Origin of the sequence: Neobacillus sp. B4I6, assembly GCF_050434045.1 — a bacterium.
Taxonomy (GTDB): domain Bacteria; phylum Bacillota; class Bacilli; order Bacillales; family Cytobacillaceae; genus Neobacillus.
Genome location: NZ_JBNPWB010000002.1, coordinates 523,522 through 537,849 on the forward strand (window position 1 = coordinate 523,522; position 14,328 = coordinate 537,849).

Consider the following 14,328-nt stretch of genomic DNA (forward strand, 5'->3'; position numbering starts at 1 on the left):
GAAGTTTGCAACGATACTTTGTTAAACAACGAGCAAATGGTGATCGTTTTTTGATTGATAAAGAGGACCGCCATCATATCGTCAAGGTTATGCGCATGCAGCTCGGTGATCAGATTATTTGTGTTGACCCAGAGGGGAAGCAAGCTGTATGTGCCCTTGCAGAAATTACCGATACAAGTGTTGTTGCAGACGTTGTACAATGGAAGGATATCGGCTCCGAGCTTCCGATTTCAATAACGATTGCTAGCGGACTACCCAAGGGAGACAAGCTGGAATGGATCATTCAAAAAGGAACAGAACTGGGTGCACATCAGTTTCTCCCATTCTCAGCGGCTCGTTCAGTTGTAAAATGGGACGAAAAAAAAGCAGCGAAAAAAATAGATAGATGGAAAAAAATAGCAAAAGAAGCTGCGGAGCAATCCCACCGTGCCTTTTTACCGGAAGTTAGTAGTGCGATTAGCTTTAAAGAATTGCTTTCAAAAAGCAAAGACTTTGATTATAAATTGGTTGCTTTTGAAGAAGAGAGTAGAAATGGCGAAACATCCGTTTTTGCGTCTACCCTCAATAAAATGAGCAAAGGTAATTCTCTTCTTTTGGTTTTTGGACCAGAAGGCGGCTTATCTGATACAGAAGTACAGCAATTAAAGAATAACGATTTTGCAGTTTGTGGGTTAGGCCCAAGAATACTACGAACGGAAACCGCTCCATTATATGCATTAGCGGCTATTTCCTATCATTTTGAATTAATGAGGTGAAAATAATGGCAACAGTTGCGTTTCATACATTAGGATGCAAAGTTAATCACTATGAAACTGAAGCTATTTGGCAATTATTTAAACAAGAAGGCTACGAGCGAGTTGATTTTGAATCAATTTCGGACGTTTATATTATTAATACATGTACCGTCACAAATACCGGCGACAAAAAAAGCCGACAGGTCATTCGTCGCGCAGTCAGGAAAAACCCGGATGCGGTAATTTGTGTAACAGGTTGTTATGCGCAAACATCACCTGCAGAAATTATGGCAATTCCTGGTGTGGATGTTGTGGTCGGAACGCAGGACCGGATTAAAATGCTGGATTATATTGAGCAATATAAGCTTGAACGCCAGCCGATTAATGGTGTAGGCAATATCATGAAAAGTCGTATCTATGAAGAACTTGATGTCCCGTCCTTTACCGACCGGACACGTGCCTCTTTAAAAATCCAAGAAGGTTGTAACAATTTCTGTACCTTCTGTATTATTCCATGGGCACGCGGCTTAATGAGATCTCGTGATCCCAAGGAAGTTATCCGTCAAGCCCAACAATTAGTTGATGCTGGTTACCAAGAGATTGTTCTGACTGGTATTCACACTGGCGGTTATGGAGAAGACATGAAGGATTACAATCTGGCACAATTACTTCGTGACTTGGAAACAGTCATAGGGCTAAAACGATTACGTATTTCATCCATTGAAGCAAGTCAGATTACGGATGAAGTGATTGAAGTAATTAAACATTCAACTATTGTTGTCAGTCATTTGCATATTCCGTTGCAATCTGGTTCCAATTCTGTTCTAAAAAGAATGCGACGCAAATATACGATGGAGTTCTTTGGAGAAAGATTGGATCGGCTTAAGGAAGTTCTTCCTAGATTAGCAGTAACCTCCGATGTAATTGTAGGTTTCCCAGGTGAAACAGAAGAAGAGTTTATGGAAACTTTTAATTTTATTAATGACCATAAATTTTCTGAACTTCACGTATTCCCGTACTCTAAACGTACAGGAACACCAGCAGCCCGCATGGAAGATCAAGTCGATGAAGAAGTAAAAAATGAACGAGTTCACCGCTTAATTTCCCTTTCAGATCAGCTGGCAAAGGAATATGCCTCACAATTTGAGGATGAAGTGGTAGAAGTGATCCCTGAAGAGGTATCTAAGGATGAAGCTAATTCTGGTTTCCTAATCGGATATACTGATAATTACATGAAAGTTGTTTTCTCAGGGACAGAAGATATGATTGGTAAAATTGTTAAAGTAAAGATTACCAAAGCAGGCTACCCATACAATCAGGGACAATTTGTGAAAGTTATTGAGGATTCCGTTTCAAAAACAGATTTGTTAATAGAAGAAGAAGCTGCCATATAAGGACCATTTAGGTCCTTTTTTTTTGTGGTATTTAGGTTAAACTATTTTCAGCCGCAAATTTCATTCTAATCTACTTTGGAGCGTTTTATTTATTCGAATGGACATCGAAGGGAGCATGGTAATGGCTACTACAAATATTGCTGCAATGATTGACCACACCCTACTGAAGCCGGAAGCAACGAGACAGCAAATTGTATCTTTATGCCAAGAGGCGAAGGAATATAAATTTGCTTCGGTGTGTGTAAATCCAACATGGGTAGGCACAGCTAAAGAACTGCTACAAGGCAGTGGTGTAATGGTTTGTACCGTAATTGGATTCCCGTTAGGAGCGACTACTTCTGAAACTAAAGCGTTTGAAACAAAAAACGCTATAGAAAATGGTGCAGAAGAAGTGGATATGGTCATAAATATAGGGGCATTAAAGGATCATAACGATGAGTTGGTGGAAAAAGATATTCGGGCGGTGGTTGAGGCTGCGAAGGGCAAAGCACATACAAAGGTTATTATAGAAACAAGTCTGTTAACAAATGAAGAAAAGATTCGCGCCTGTGAACTTGCTGTTAAAGCAGGAGCAGATTTTGTGAAAACTTCCACCGGATTTTCAACTGGAGGAGCGACAGCGGAAGACATCGCCTTAATGAGGAAAACTGTCGGTCCAGATTTGGGTGTTAAAGCCTCAGGTGGAGTTAGAAGTACGGAAGATGTCCAAAAAATGATTGAGGCTGGAGCGACAAGGATTGGAGCCAGTTCAAGTATCGCCATTGTCAACGGAAAAACTGCTACTTCAGATTATTAAGATGATGTAAATTCCAATAAATATCCAGTAAATCCAGTATGAGACGGCTAAAAAGCCGTCTTATTTTCATGTACTTGGATTTTTAGGTGTTTTATCATGTAAAAATAAAATCATTTTCCCAAACCTCGTTGCAAAAGGTAAGACCAATAAAGAAGTGGCAACATTAAAGATGACACTTATATGGGCTAATTGGACATTTTTTGTATCTGCAAGAAGTGGGGCATTGTCAGTAAGTGATGGGATGAGCGGGATAAAAAGCAATACCCCAAATACATTGAGCCAAACGTGGGCAAATGCAGCTAATCTCGATTCCTTTCCCCCGCCAATCGAAGCAACAAGGGCGGTAATACATGTCCCAATATTCGCCCCGAGGACAATAGCAATACCTGCATCAAGCTGCAAGAGCCCAGCTGTTAGGAAGCTCATTGCAATTCCAGTCATCGCCGTACTCGATTGAATAATAGCTGTCATTATGGTACCGGTTAACAGGCTTAAAAGGATCTGATCATTAATGGAAAGGATGAAATTATTGATCATATTCATCGATGTTAATGGGACAGCTAGCATTTCGAAGCCTTTCATAGCTGCAAAAACAGAGGATATTCCAAATAGCAGCATCCCGATACTTCTCGCTTTTTTATTTTTAAATAATATAAGAAGGGCTCCACAAATAGCGAGTGGAACGAGGACTTTATCAATATTAAATGTAATTAATTCTGTTTTAAAGGTAGTTCCAATATTTGTTCCTAGAATAATCCCAATCGACTGAGGGAACGTCATGATCCTTGCTGAAATTAATCCAATTGTAATCACCATTACGGCAGTGCTGCTTTGTAATAGTGCCGTAATAAATGTCCCTGTTAGCATCCCTTTTAAGGGAGTACTAGTAAGTTTAATCAGCCAGCCCTTTAATTTATTTGCTGATAAATTAAACAGCGCAAATCTAATAATGGTCATTCCAAAGACAAATAATAAAATGCAAAGAACAAATAATAATATGTATAACATTTGTATGGCCCCCCTCGCTTCATTGTATGGTGGGGGAAGGAGGGACATGCCACTTTTTAAGGGAAATTAAGACAAGTCTTTATTTAATTGAATAAAAAATAAAAAGCATGTATTATCACTGTGAATTTCAGTTGACCTTGTATCAAGGTTATATTATAATTGCAAGGTACATGGATTGAATGTTAGTGTGTTGTGTTTCGGAGGGAGGGAAAGAGAATGTCTAAAACCGTCGTTCGTAAAAACGAATCGCTTGAAGATGCTCTTCGTCGCTTCAAACGTACAGTATCAAAAACTGGTACTTTGCAAGAGGCAAGAAAGCGCGAATTCTATGAAAAGCCAAGTGTAAAACGCAAGAAAAAGTCTGAAGCAGCTAGAAAACGTAAGTTTTAAGAGAGGGTGTAATACATGAGTCTTCTCGAGCGTTTGAATAATGATATGAAACAAGCGATGAGAAACAAGGAAAAAGACAAACTCTCAGTAATTCGGATGGTAAAAGCTTCATTGCAAAATGAAGCTATCAAGCTCGGCACAAAAGAGCTTGCAGAAGATGTAGAGTTAACAGTCCTTTCTCGCGAAGTAAAACAACGCAAAGACTCCCTCCATGAATTTGGTAAAGCTGGTCGTGATGACCTAGTTGATAAGTTGCGTACAGAGTTGGCTATCGTTGAATTGTATATGCCAAAACAGCTTTCTGAAGAGGAACTGGTGGAAATTGTTAAAGAAACAATTTCTGAAGTCGGCGCAAAATCAAAAGCAGAAATGGGAAAAGTGATGTCTGCGATTATGCCTAAAGTAAAGGGTAAAGCAGATGGGGCACTTGTAAATAAACTTGTACAACAACACCTTTCATAGTATTCTGACAGGAAGACTGTAGGCTTTTAGCCTGCGGTCTTTTATTATTTTTAATGAAACTTAATTGACTTTCAAACGTAATATTAATTGTCGAAGCTAAAGAAAGAAAGGGGGCCTTCGAATGATTGAATTTCTTACTGACCCGATTGTTGTAACCGTTCTATTATCGATTGCGGGAATCGGAATTGTATTAGAGCTTTTTTCATCCAAGTTTGGTGTGGCAGGATTTATTGGTGTGTTTGCGCTCATTTTATTCTTTTATGGGCATTTTCAAGCAGGACTTGCAGGTTATGGTACTTTACTATTATTTGTGGCAGGATTATTGCTGATTTTCTTGGAGTTCTTTTTACCTGGAGCTATTTCTGGCACACTTGGTGTTGCCGCTTTAATTTTAAGTCTTTTTTTAGCAGGAGCGGACACCATTCAAATCGGGGTATCCATCTTAATTGCGATTTTCTTATCTGTCCTAGTTTTCTTTATGATGATTAAGATTTTTGATAAAAAGCTTGTTTTATTTAATAAAATGGTTCTTTTTGATTCAGCCAGAAAAGAAGATGGATATGTTTCTAATATTAATCGTACCGATCTGTTGGGAATGGAAGGGATTGCATTAACCATATTACGCCCAGCAGGAACCGTTATTATTAACAACGAAAGAATTGATGCGGTAACCGAAGGCGGCTTTATCGAGCAGAATGCAATCGTTAAAGTCATTAAGGTTGAAGGAGCGCGTATTGTTGTAAGAGAATTAGAATAAAAGAAGGGGGTTAAAAAATGATTGTAGGCAGTGGAACGATTTTTATCATTGCAGTTGTCGTTGTTGCTTTAATCTTATTTGGGATCTTATTATCCTTTGTACCAGTCATGCTCTGGATCTCTGCGCTTGCGGCAGGAGTCCGTATTAGTATCTTTACGTTAGTTGGGATGAGGCTTAGAAGGGTAACGCCAAGCAGAGTGGTTAATCCACTCATAAAGGCCCATAAAGCTGGTTTAAACGTTACCACCAATCAACTGGAAAGCCATTATCTTGCCGGCGGGAATGTTGACAGGGTAGTCAATGCTCTAATTGCTGCACATCGGGCAAATATTGAATTATCGTTTGAACGCTGCGCTGCCATTGACCTAGCAGGGCGTGATGTTTTAGAGGCGGTTCAAATGAGTGTTAATCCGAAAGTAATTGAAACTCCATTTATTGCCGGGGTTGCTATGAATGGTATCGAAGTAAAGGCTAAAGCGAGAATTACCGTTCGAGCTAACATTGAGCGTCTTGTCGGTGGTGCTGGGGAAGAAACCGTGGTTGCTCGTGTCGGTGAAGGGGTTGTTTCCACTATCGGTTCATCGGATAGTCATAGCAAGGTGCTCGAGAATCCAGATTTAATCTCGCAAACGGTTCTTTCAAAGGGACTAGATGCCGGAACAGCTTTTGAAATCCTATCGATTGATATCGCTGATGTGGATATCGGTAAAAACATTGGGGCTGAATTACAAACCGAACAAGCTGAAGCGGATAAGAAAATTGCCCAAGCGAAAGCTGAAGAGCGCAGGGCAATGGCTGTGGCGTTAGAACAAGAAATGAAAGCTAAGGTCCAGGAAATGAGGGCAAAGGTCGTGGAAGCGGAAGCGGAGGTTCCTCTTGCAATGGCTCAAGCGCTCAAATCAGGAAATATTGGTGTAATGGACTATATGAACTTTAAAAAATATTTCAGCAGATACTGAAATGAGAGGTTCAATCGGTAAGATAACGGGAGACAAAAAAGACGGACAATAAAGCCCGCGTTGGGATAATAAAGGGGTGGTGATTTTTGGAAACCTTAGTATTTTTGATTGTCATGGGTATTGTCTCTGTTGTTTTCCGTAAGGCAAAAGGTAAGACAGGTCAATCTCGCAATAGAACATTTTCAAGGGATACTTTTGAAGAAATTCGGTCACTAGTTAAAAAGCAACTCAATTATGATGAAATTCCAACAACCAGCACTTTAAAATCAAAGAATATACAATCGGAAATTCCACTGGATCAACTCGAAAAGCTCGAAAATAAATACCAGCAGTTGAAACAAGAGTCTGAGGTTAAACGGATTGGAATGTCAGTAGCCCAGCCAAAGGTCGAGAAAGTAGAAGTTAAATCCGGGCAAGAGGAAGGTAGCATCATTTCTCTTTATCCAGATGAAAAAACGCTCATTAATGGTATGGTTTGGTCAGAAATTCTTGGTGAGCCGCGTTCCAAAAAGCCCTTTTTCCCAAGAAAAGGTTAGTTGTAAATCAACATAGCTAAATAGAAAAAGGTGTGCTAGAACCTCCTTTCATTTCATAAATATGAGATGAAAGGGGGTTCTTTTTTTATGGCGAAAAAATGGGGCCAACGGGTCCGTAACTGGATGGCTGAAAAAATGGATCTTCCTCAAGATGTCATGATGGATTTACCCCGCATTACGATGGTTGGGCAAATTCATATATATATTGAGAACCATCGCGGCTTGCTTGTGTTTACTGATAAAGAACTCCGTCTGCTATTAAAGCAAGGGCAGTTGTTAATAAAAGGTAAATATTTTGTAATTAAAACGATTTTACCTGAAGAAATTTTGCTCGAAGGGAAAATTGAACAGGTCATTTATATAACTGATAATCCGGGAGGAACAAAATGAATAACCAGTGGGTCGAATTTTTATATGGCAGGGTTACTGTTAAAGTATCAGGAAAGGGTATTGAACGCTTTTTAAATGTCCTTACCAGGAATGGACTTCATATTTGGCATGTCAAACGGCATGGAACAGAAACAATTACTTTTAAGATGAGACTTAGAGATGCCAAGAACATCAGACACTATGCAAGGAAAAGTGAATGCTCCATTTCCTTCCTGCGAAGGAGCGGAGTGCCTTTTTTAATTAAGAGAGTGCTTAAAAATAGTGGCTTTTTAGCGGGGGCAGGAATTTTCTTGCTTATCTTAATGGTTTTATCCAATGTTATTTGGGGGATTGAAATAAAAGGGGCAAAACCAGCGACAGAATATCAAATTCGTAAAGAATTGGACAAGATGGGTGTTAAGATTGGAAAGTTGCAATTATTTGTAGATAATGTGGAAGGTATTCAAAGGCAACTGACAAATAATGTTGGGGATCTAACATGGGTAGGAGTGGAATTAAAAGGGACAACCTTCCACCTTCAAGTTGTCGAGAAAAATGAGCCAAAAAAGCCAGAGCAATTATCACCGAGGAACCTTATCGCAAAAAAGAAAGCGATAATCGTAAATATGTATATTGAAAATGGCCAAAAAATGGTAGAAATTAATGATCATGTGGTGCCGGGGCAATTACTCGTTTCAGGTGAATTTGGGCAAGAAGGTACTCCGGAATTGGTTGCGGCCAAAGGAGAGGTTTGGGGAGAAACTTGGTATAAAAGTCATGTGGAGCTCCCGTTAGTAACCAACTTTAAAGTATATAATGGCAAAGAAAAGGAAAAACATTTTATTTTACTGGGGGATTTCGAACTCCCTGTTTGGGGCTTTGGTAAGCCTGAATTCTTGAAATATGAAACCGAAATGAATGTTCATAAAATTCATTTCCTAAAGTGGGAATTGCCAATTTCTTATCTCAACAAAACCCTTCGCGAGCGGGAAGAAGTTCAGCGTACCTATTCAAATAAAGAGGCCCAACAAATTGCAATTGAGCTGGCAAAAAAACAAATAAAAGGTCGGTTAGATGAAGATGCTATGATAAAAGATGAAAAAATTTTACACAAAGCAATTAAAAATGGTAAAGTTATACTGGATATTCATTTTAAGGTAATTGAAAATATTGCAGTCGGACAACCGATTTCCAAGGAGACTAGTGAATGACAGAAAAGTTAACTACCATAAATGTACAACTTGAAAATCCTGCAGAAGCAATTAGTTTGCTAGGGAATTCTGATACCAATTTAAAAATTATTGAACAAGAGCTTGATGTTACCATCATTACTCGGGGTGAAGGTGTCAGTTTATCCGGTGATGAGGAAAATGTAAATCTGGCCGGACAAATATTAAATAAATTAATGATTGTGATTCGAAAGGGAATTAATATTAGTCAAAGAGACGTCCTATACGCGGTTCAAATGGCGAACGCAGGGACACTTGAATATTTTGTGAATTTATATGAAGAAGAAATTGGCAAAAATGTTAAAGGTAAAACCATTCGGATCAAGACGCTTGGACAAAGAGAATATGTAACAGCAATTAAAAAAACAGATCTAGTATTTGGGATTGGCCCTGCCGGAACCGGGAAAACATATCTTGCTGTTGTCATGGCCGTGGGCGCACTCAAAAATGGGCAAGTGAATAAAATACTTTTAACAAGGCCTGCTGTTGAGGCAGGCGAAAGTCTTGGGTTTCTTCCAGGTGATTTAAAAGAAAAGGTAGACCCATATCTGCGACCTCTATATGATGCTCTCCATGATGTGCTTGGGGCTGAACATACGCAAAGGTTAATTGAACGAGGAACCATTGAAATTGCTCCGCTCGCCTATATGAGAGGTCGAACATTAGATGATGCTTTTGTTATACTGGATGAGGCCCAAAACACAACCCATGCACAAATGAAAATGTTTTTGACAAGACTTGGCTTTGGGTCAAAAATGGTCATTACGGGTGATCAAACACAGATCGATTTGCCAAAAGGTGCAAAATCAGGCTTAATTGCAGCCGAAGGAATTTTAAAAAATGTAAAGGGCATTTCCTTTGTCTTTTTAGAAACAACTGACGTGGTTCGTCATCCGCTTGTTGGCAGAATTATTGAGGCATACGAGAACAAAGCGAATCAAGAGGGGTAAACCTATTTGTGGTTTACCTCTTTTTGGTATGGAAAAGTGAACTTCAAACCAATCTTCTTCCAAAGAAGGTGAAACTTCTTCGAAAAACTGTTATCATTTTACATAAAGCAGGAACAGTGAAAATATGACAATTTTTGAGAAATGATTTTTTTAATATAAAATCATTTTCATGGGCCGTGGTTGGAGGGATTTAGTTGGGTAAACTACAGCAATACTTCATACGGATACGCAAACTGCTAGATATCACTTTTTTTCTAGTTCTCTTTTTTATCATGTTAGGTACCGTATTATTTGCAGCGATGTATAGTAATGTAAAACCTGAAAAGTTGGATTTAAGCCTGTTTTCAGTAGCAGAAAAAACTATCCGTTCCCCTGGAACAGTGGAGGATAAGAAAAGTACTGAAAATAAGCGTAGGGATGCTCTTGACCAAGTACAGGATGTGTATGCCTTGAAAAAAGAGTATACGCAAAATCGGGTCGATTTAATTAGCTCCATTTTTCAAGCAGTTACAGAAGTGAATGATGAAATAAATGCAGAAATCAAGAAGTTTGAAGAACTGGCCCCAGAAGAAAAACCAGCAAAAACGGAACCTAGTGATTCTGAAAAAGTGATCAGGTTAAAGGCAAAATTAACATCGAATGTGTCAAAGGGGCTTTCTGACCAGGTTTTTACGGCCTTAGTCCAAGCTAGTAATGATGAATTATCGATCGCGAAGGATTTAACTGTTACTGCGATTAACAATGTTATGGCCCAACGGATTTCTGCTGATGAAGTAGAGAATGCCAAAAAAAGAGTGGAGGAAGAATTAAAATATACAACTCTAAATGATAATTTAAGAAATGGTGTCATTGAACTCGGCAGGTATGCTGTTATTCAAAATGAATTTTATGATCCCAATGCAACAGAAGAGCTGCGACAGCAAGCGGTAGAAAGTGTGGAGCCTGCCAAAATTCTTCAGGGTCAAATTATTGTTGAAGAAGGAGAATTAATCAACCAGGATATTTATAGACAGTTAAAATTAGTCGGCCTTCTTGATAATGAGAGATCCTTTAAGCCTTTTATTGGATTAATGGTTTTGATTACCATTATTCTGTCTTCAATCTATTTTTATTTTTACCAAATAAAATCAATTCCAGGAAAGAGACAGACAGACTTGTTGTTGTATGGGATTGTTTTCATACTTTCAATCTTTATTATGAAAATAATCAGCATGCTGCAAATTTTTAATTTTGCCGGAATTGGCTATCTTTTCCCTGCAGCTTTAGGGGGAATGTTAATTAAGATCTTGATTGATGAAAAGCTTGCCATTCTTATGTCGATTATTATGGCGGTATGCGGAAGTATTTTATTTAACGAGGGAATTACAGGAACACTAAATTTTTCAGAGGGGATTTACATCCTATTCAGTGCCTTAGCAGGAATTTTGTTTCTTAGTAACCAAAACCAGCGTTCAAAAATCTTGCAGGCTGGCTCGTTTGCGGCAATCGTAAATATTTTGTCTATTTTGGCGTTAATGTTTCTTCCAAATGGCCAATTTTCTGGTATGGAGTATGGATATTATATAACCACTGCTCTTGTTTCAGGTATAGGTTCTGCTGTGCTAACGATTGGATTACTGCCTTTTTTTGAGGCGAGTTTTGGCATTCTGTCGACGATGAGGCTGATTGAACTATCCAATCCAAACCATCCACTATTAAGAAAAATATTGATGGAAGCACCTGGTACATATCACCATAGTGTGATGGTTGCTAATTTAGCGGAATCTGCATGTGAAGCAATCGGTGCAAATGGACTTTTAGCAAGAGTGGGCAGCTATTACCATGATATTGGTAAAACACGACGTCCGAATTTTTATATCGAGAATCAGATGCATCTAGAAAATCCTCATGATCGTCTGCCGCCAGATAAAAGTGCAAACATTATTATTGCCCATGTAACAGATGGCTCTAATATTTTAAAGAAGTACCATATGCCAAAAGAAATTATCGATATCGCTGAACAGCATCACGGGACAACCTTGCTAAAATTCTTTTATCATAAGGCAACCCAAGGTGAAACTGAAGTAAAGGAAGAGGATTATCGTTATCCTGGTCCAAAGGCAAAAACAAAAGAGTCTGCGGTGGTTGGTATAGCAGATAGTGTCGAGGCGGCAGTCCGCTCATTATCCCAGCCTACGCCAGAATTAATAGAATCACTGGTTAAAAAAATCGTTGCTGATCGTCTTCAAGATGGACAATTAAATGAATGTGATATCACAATGAGAGAAATTGAAACCGTATCTGAAGCTTTATGTGAGACTTTAAAGGGGATTTTTCACTCCAGAATTGAATATCCAGAAATGATAAAGAAGGTGAAGCAAGCATGACATTACTAATTGATTGTATCGACGAAACGGAAAAACTGACAGAAGAACAAATGCTTGAAATCGAAAGGATCCTTACCTTTGCGGCTAGAAAACAGGATGTTGAAGAGCATAGCGAAGTTTCAGTAACATTTGTTTCAAATGATAGAATACAGGAGATCAACAGGGAATACCGCGATAAAGACAAGCCTACGGATGTTATTTCGTTTGCAATGGAAGAGCTTGGGGAAGGTGAGGTGGAGCTGGTAGGGGTTGATATGCCTCGTGTCTTGGGGGATATTATTATCTCTATACCAAAAGCAATCGAGCAAGCAGAAGAATATGGACATTCTTTTATACGTGAGCTTGGATTTCTAGCTGTACATGGTTTCCTTCATCTCCTTGGTTATGATCATATGACCGATGAAGAGGAAAAAGAAATGTTCACATTGCAAAAGGAAATATTAGACGAGTATGGACTCAAACGATAAACGATCACAGCAGTCATGGTTGGGTACATTTTCAAATGCAATCGCCGGGATTTTAGTGGCCCTGAAGTCAGAGAAAAATATGCGGTTCCATTTCTTTTGCTCCATTCTTGTTGTACTCGTCTCTTATTATATTTCCATTACAAAGACTGAATGGATAATCATCCTGTTTGCTATTGCGGGAATGTTTGCATTGGAATTAGTCAATACCGCAATCGAACGAGTTGTCGATCTAGTTACACAAGAGTATCATCCATTAGCAAAACAAGCGAAGGATATGGCAGCAGGAGCGGTGTTAGTTTATACCGTTCTATCGGTTGTAATTGGCCTATTAATATTTTTACCCTACATACAAAAGCTTTAAAAAATTAAGCTGAATAGAGTTTATTTACCATCATTTGAAATGGGATACTGGATTAGGTAAAATAACTTATCAGCAAAATAATTAAGACTTGCTGATTTGTGAGAAAATTCTAATTTTTATAAATTTTTTGCTTCAACCTAATGATTTTCAATCAATTTTGAGGTAAAATAAAGAAACAGCAGATTCCTGCTGGAAGGGAAGAACACTAGTGAACATCGATCAACTAATTAAAGAAACAAAAAAGGCAAGTTCCTTCATAACAGGAGGATCTATATGCTGAATAATGACAACGGAAGCAAAGGATACAAGTCAGGTTTTATTTCGATTATTGGCCGGCCAAATGTAGGTAAATCCACGTTTCTTAATCGCGTGATTGGCCAAAAAATTGCCATAATGAGTGATAAAGCACAAACAACTCGTAACAAAATCCAAGGTGTGTTAACAGTAAATGATGCCCAGATGATTTTTATAGATACACCAGGTATCCATAAACCCAAGCACAAATTAGGCGATTTTATGATGAAGGTTGCTGTAAATACGCTAAAAGAAGTTGATTTGATTTTATTTATGGTAAATGCTGAAGAAGGATTTGGACGTGGTGAAGAATTTATTCTTGAAAAATTCCAAACAGTTAATACGCCAATCTTTCTTGTAATTAATAAAATTGATCAAGTTCATCCTGATAAATTATTGCCGATTATTGAATCCTATAAAGAAAAATACCCTTTTAAAGAAATTGTCCCAATATCTGCGCTTGAAGGAAACAATGTGGAGCCATTGTTAGGACAGATTAAGTCCTTCTTGCCGGAGGGACCACAATACTATCCAGCAGACCAGGTCACAGATCACCCAGAACGGTTTATTATTACCGAGTTAATAAGGGAAAAAGCACTCCACTTAACACGGGAGGAAATTCCCCACTCTTTAGCTGTGGTTCTTGACAAAATGGAGCGGAGAGAGGGTAAAGAAATTATTGATGTCATGGCAACCGTCATTGTCGAACGTGATTCACAAAAAGGAATTATTATTGGTAAGCAAGGCAGCATGTTAAAAGAAATAGGCAAACGTGCACGAGTTGATATTGAAAATCTACTAGGGTCAAAAGTATATTTAGAGCTATGGGTAAAAGTTCAAAAAGATTGGCGCAATAAGATGTCCCAGCTGCGAGATTATGGCTTCAATGAGGATGAATATTGATTAATAATGGCCGACCAAGGCGTTTCAGCTTTTCTAATAACCCTAACTAAAATATTACCGATTATTTCAAATTATGCATGGACAACATTAACAAATATTTCGTCTTATGATTTTTGCGCTGGCAGGCTATGATAATTGTAAGGTTTGGGACCGAATGAAAGCTAGTCTAAATATGAAAGGTGGGGTTTTCGATGATGGATTTTACGTGGAAAGTATTCCTCCAAACAGGTAATATTGACACATATCTTCTCATTAAAGAACTTGAGAAGGAAAACCAAGAAATACCCGGAAATCTGAATGATGAGCTAGCACAAATCGATTTTCCCGTTTCATAAGTTTGTCTTCGTGCTACT

General features: G+C 38.5%; 16 protein-coding genes and 1 pseudogene. 16 read left to right on the plus strand and 1 reads right to left on the minus strand.

The annotated features are described in order from the left end of the window. The first annotated feature begins 5 nt into the window (after positions 1-5). The 3 genes from QF028_RS04385 to deoC all read left to right on the plus strand — a co-directional run bounded on the left by QF028_RS04385 (position 6) and on the right by deoC (position 2,924). On the plus strand, positions 6-755 hold the full coding sequence (locus QF028_RS04385) for a 16S rRNA (uracil(1498)-N(3))-methyltransferase (RefSeq protein WP_429464351.1): 750 nt from the start codon (positions 6-8) through the stop codon (positions 753-755). A gap of 5 nt (positions 756-760) precedes the next feature. After that, complete coding sequence (gene mtaB, locus QF028_RS04390; protein WP_429464353.1) at positions 761-2,128, plus strand: tRNA (N(6)-L-threonylcarbamoyladenosine(37)-C(2))-methylthiotransferase MtaB; 1,368 nt, start codon at positions 761-763, stop codon at positions 2,126-2,128. 121 nt (positions 2,129-2,249) lie between these two features. Further along, a complete protein-coding gene (gene deoC, locus QF028_RS04395; RefSeq protein WP_429464354.1) occupies positions 2,250-2,924 on the plus strand; it encodes a deoxyribose-phosphate aldolase in 675 nt (224 codons plus the stop codon). 66 nt (positions 2,925-2,990) lie between these two features. Here the strand turns inward: deoC and QF028_RS04400 are convergent, their stop codons facing one another. Continuing rightward, complete coding sequence (locus QF028_RS04400; RefSeq protein ID WP_214998472.1) at positions 2,991-3,932, minus strand: Na/Pi symporter; 942 nt, start codon at positions 3,930-3,932, stop codon at positions 2,991-2,993. 216 nt (positions 3,933-4,148) lie between these two features. Between QF028_RS04400 and rpsU the strand changes: the two genes are divergently transcribed. The 13 genes and pseudogenes from rpsU to QF028_RS04465 all read left to right on the plus strand — a co-directional run bounded on the left by rpsU (position 4,149) and on the right by QF028_RS04465 (position 14,310). Next, a complete protein-coding gene (gene rpsU / locus QF028_RS04405; RefSeq protein ID WP_007087607.1) occupies positions 4,149-4,322 on the plus strand; it encodes a 30S ribosomal protein S21 in 174 nt (57 codons plus the stop codon). Between the two features lie 15 nt (positions 4,323-4,337). Then, entirely contained in the window at positions 4,338-4,784 is a 447-nt protein-coding gene (locus QF028_RS04410) for a GatB/YqeY domain-containing protein (protein ID WP_088089026.1), read from the plus strand. 121 nt (positions 4,785-4,905) lie between these two features. Beyond that, positions 4,906-5,541: an NfeD family protein gene (locus QF028_RS04415; RefSeq protein ID WP_088089025.1), complete on the plus strand. Its 636-nt coding sequence runs from the start codon at positions 4,906-4,908 to the stop codon at positions 5,539-5,541. A 17-nt stretch (positions 5,542-5,558) separates the two neighbouring features. Further along, a pseudogene (floA, locus tag QF028_RS04420) lies at positions 5,559-6,552 on the plus strand (flotillin-like protein FloA). A 34-nt stretch (positions 6,553-6,586) separates the two neighbouring features. Further along, the gene (locus tag QF028_RS04425) at positions 6,587-7,036 is read left to right on the plus strand and encodes a hypothetical protein (RefSeq protein ID WP_429464355.1); all 450 of its coding nucleotides are present in this window, start codon (positions 6,587-6,589) and stop codon (positions 7,034-7,036) included. A gap of 87 nt (positions 7,037-7,123) precedes the next feature. Further along, complete coding sequence (yqfC, locus tag QF028_RS04430; protein WP_168245116.1) at positions 7,124-7,426, plus strand: sporulation protein YqfC; 303 nt, start codon at positions 7,124-7,126, stop codon at positions 7,424-7,426. Beyond that, the gene (yqfD, locus tag QF028_RS04435) at positions 7,423-8,616 is read left to right on the plus strand and encodes a sporulation protein YqfD (protein ID WP_429464356.1); all 1,194 of its coding nucleotides are present in this window, start codon (positions 7,423-7,425) and stop codon (positions 8,614-8,616) included. Before yqfC ends, yqfD begins: the two co-directional genes overlap by 4 nt. After that, positions 8,613-9,584 (plus strand): PhoH family protein, encoded by a 972-nt coding sequence (locus tag QF028_RS04440; RefSeq protein WP_168245114.1) that lies wholly within the window; start codon positions 8,613-8,615, stop codon positions 9,582-9,584. Before yqfD ends, QF028_RS04440 begins: the two co-directional genes overlap by 4 nt. Positions 9,585-9,778: 194 nt before the next feature. Further along, complete coding sequence (locus QF028_RS04445; RefSeq protein WP_429464357.1) at positions 9,779-11,950, plus strand: HD family phosphohydrolase; 2,172 nt, start codon at positions 9,779-9,781, stop codon at positions 11,948-11,950. Continuing rightward, complete coding sequence (gene ybeY / locus QF028_RS04450) at positions 11,947-12,417, plus strand: rRNA maturation RNase YbeY (protein ID WP_088089019.1); 471 nt, start codon at positions 11,947-11,949, stop codon at positions 12,415-12,417. Before QF028_RS04445 ends, ybeY begins: the two co-directional genes overlap by 4 nt. After that, on the plus strand, positions 12,401-12,778 hold the full coding sequence (locus tag QF028_RS04455) for a diacylglycerol kinase family protein (protein WP_429464358.1): 378 nt from the start codon (positions 12,401-12,403) through the stop codon (positions 12,776-12,778). The genes ybeY and QF028_RS04455 overlap by 17 nt, the downstream gene beginning before the upstream one ends. A 273-nt stretch (positions 12,779-13,051) precedes the next feature. Next, entirely contained in the window at positions 13,052-13,975 is a 924-nt protein-coding gene (era, locus tag QF028_RS04460; protein ID WP_214731518.1) for a GTPase Era, read from the plus strand. Positions 13,976-14,166: 191 nt separating this feature from the next. Next, entirely contained in the window at positions 14,167-14,310 is a 144-nt protein-coding gene (locus tag QF028_RS04465; RefSeq protein ID WP_066257674.1) for a YqzL family protein, read from the plus strand. Positions 14,311-14,328: the final 18 nt, after the last annotated feature.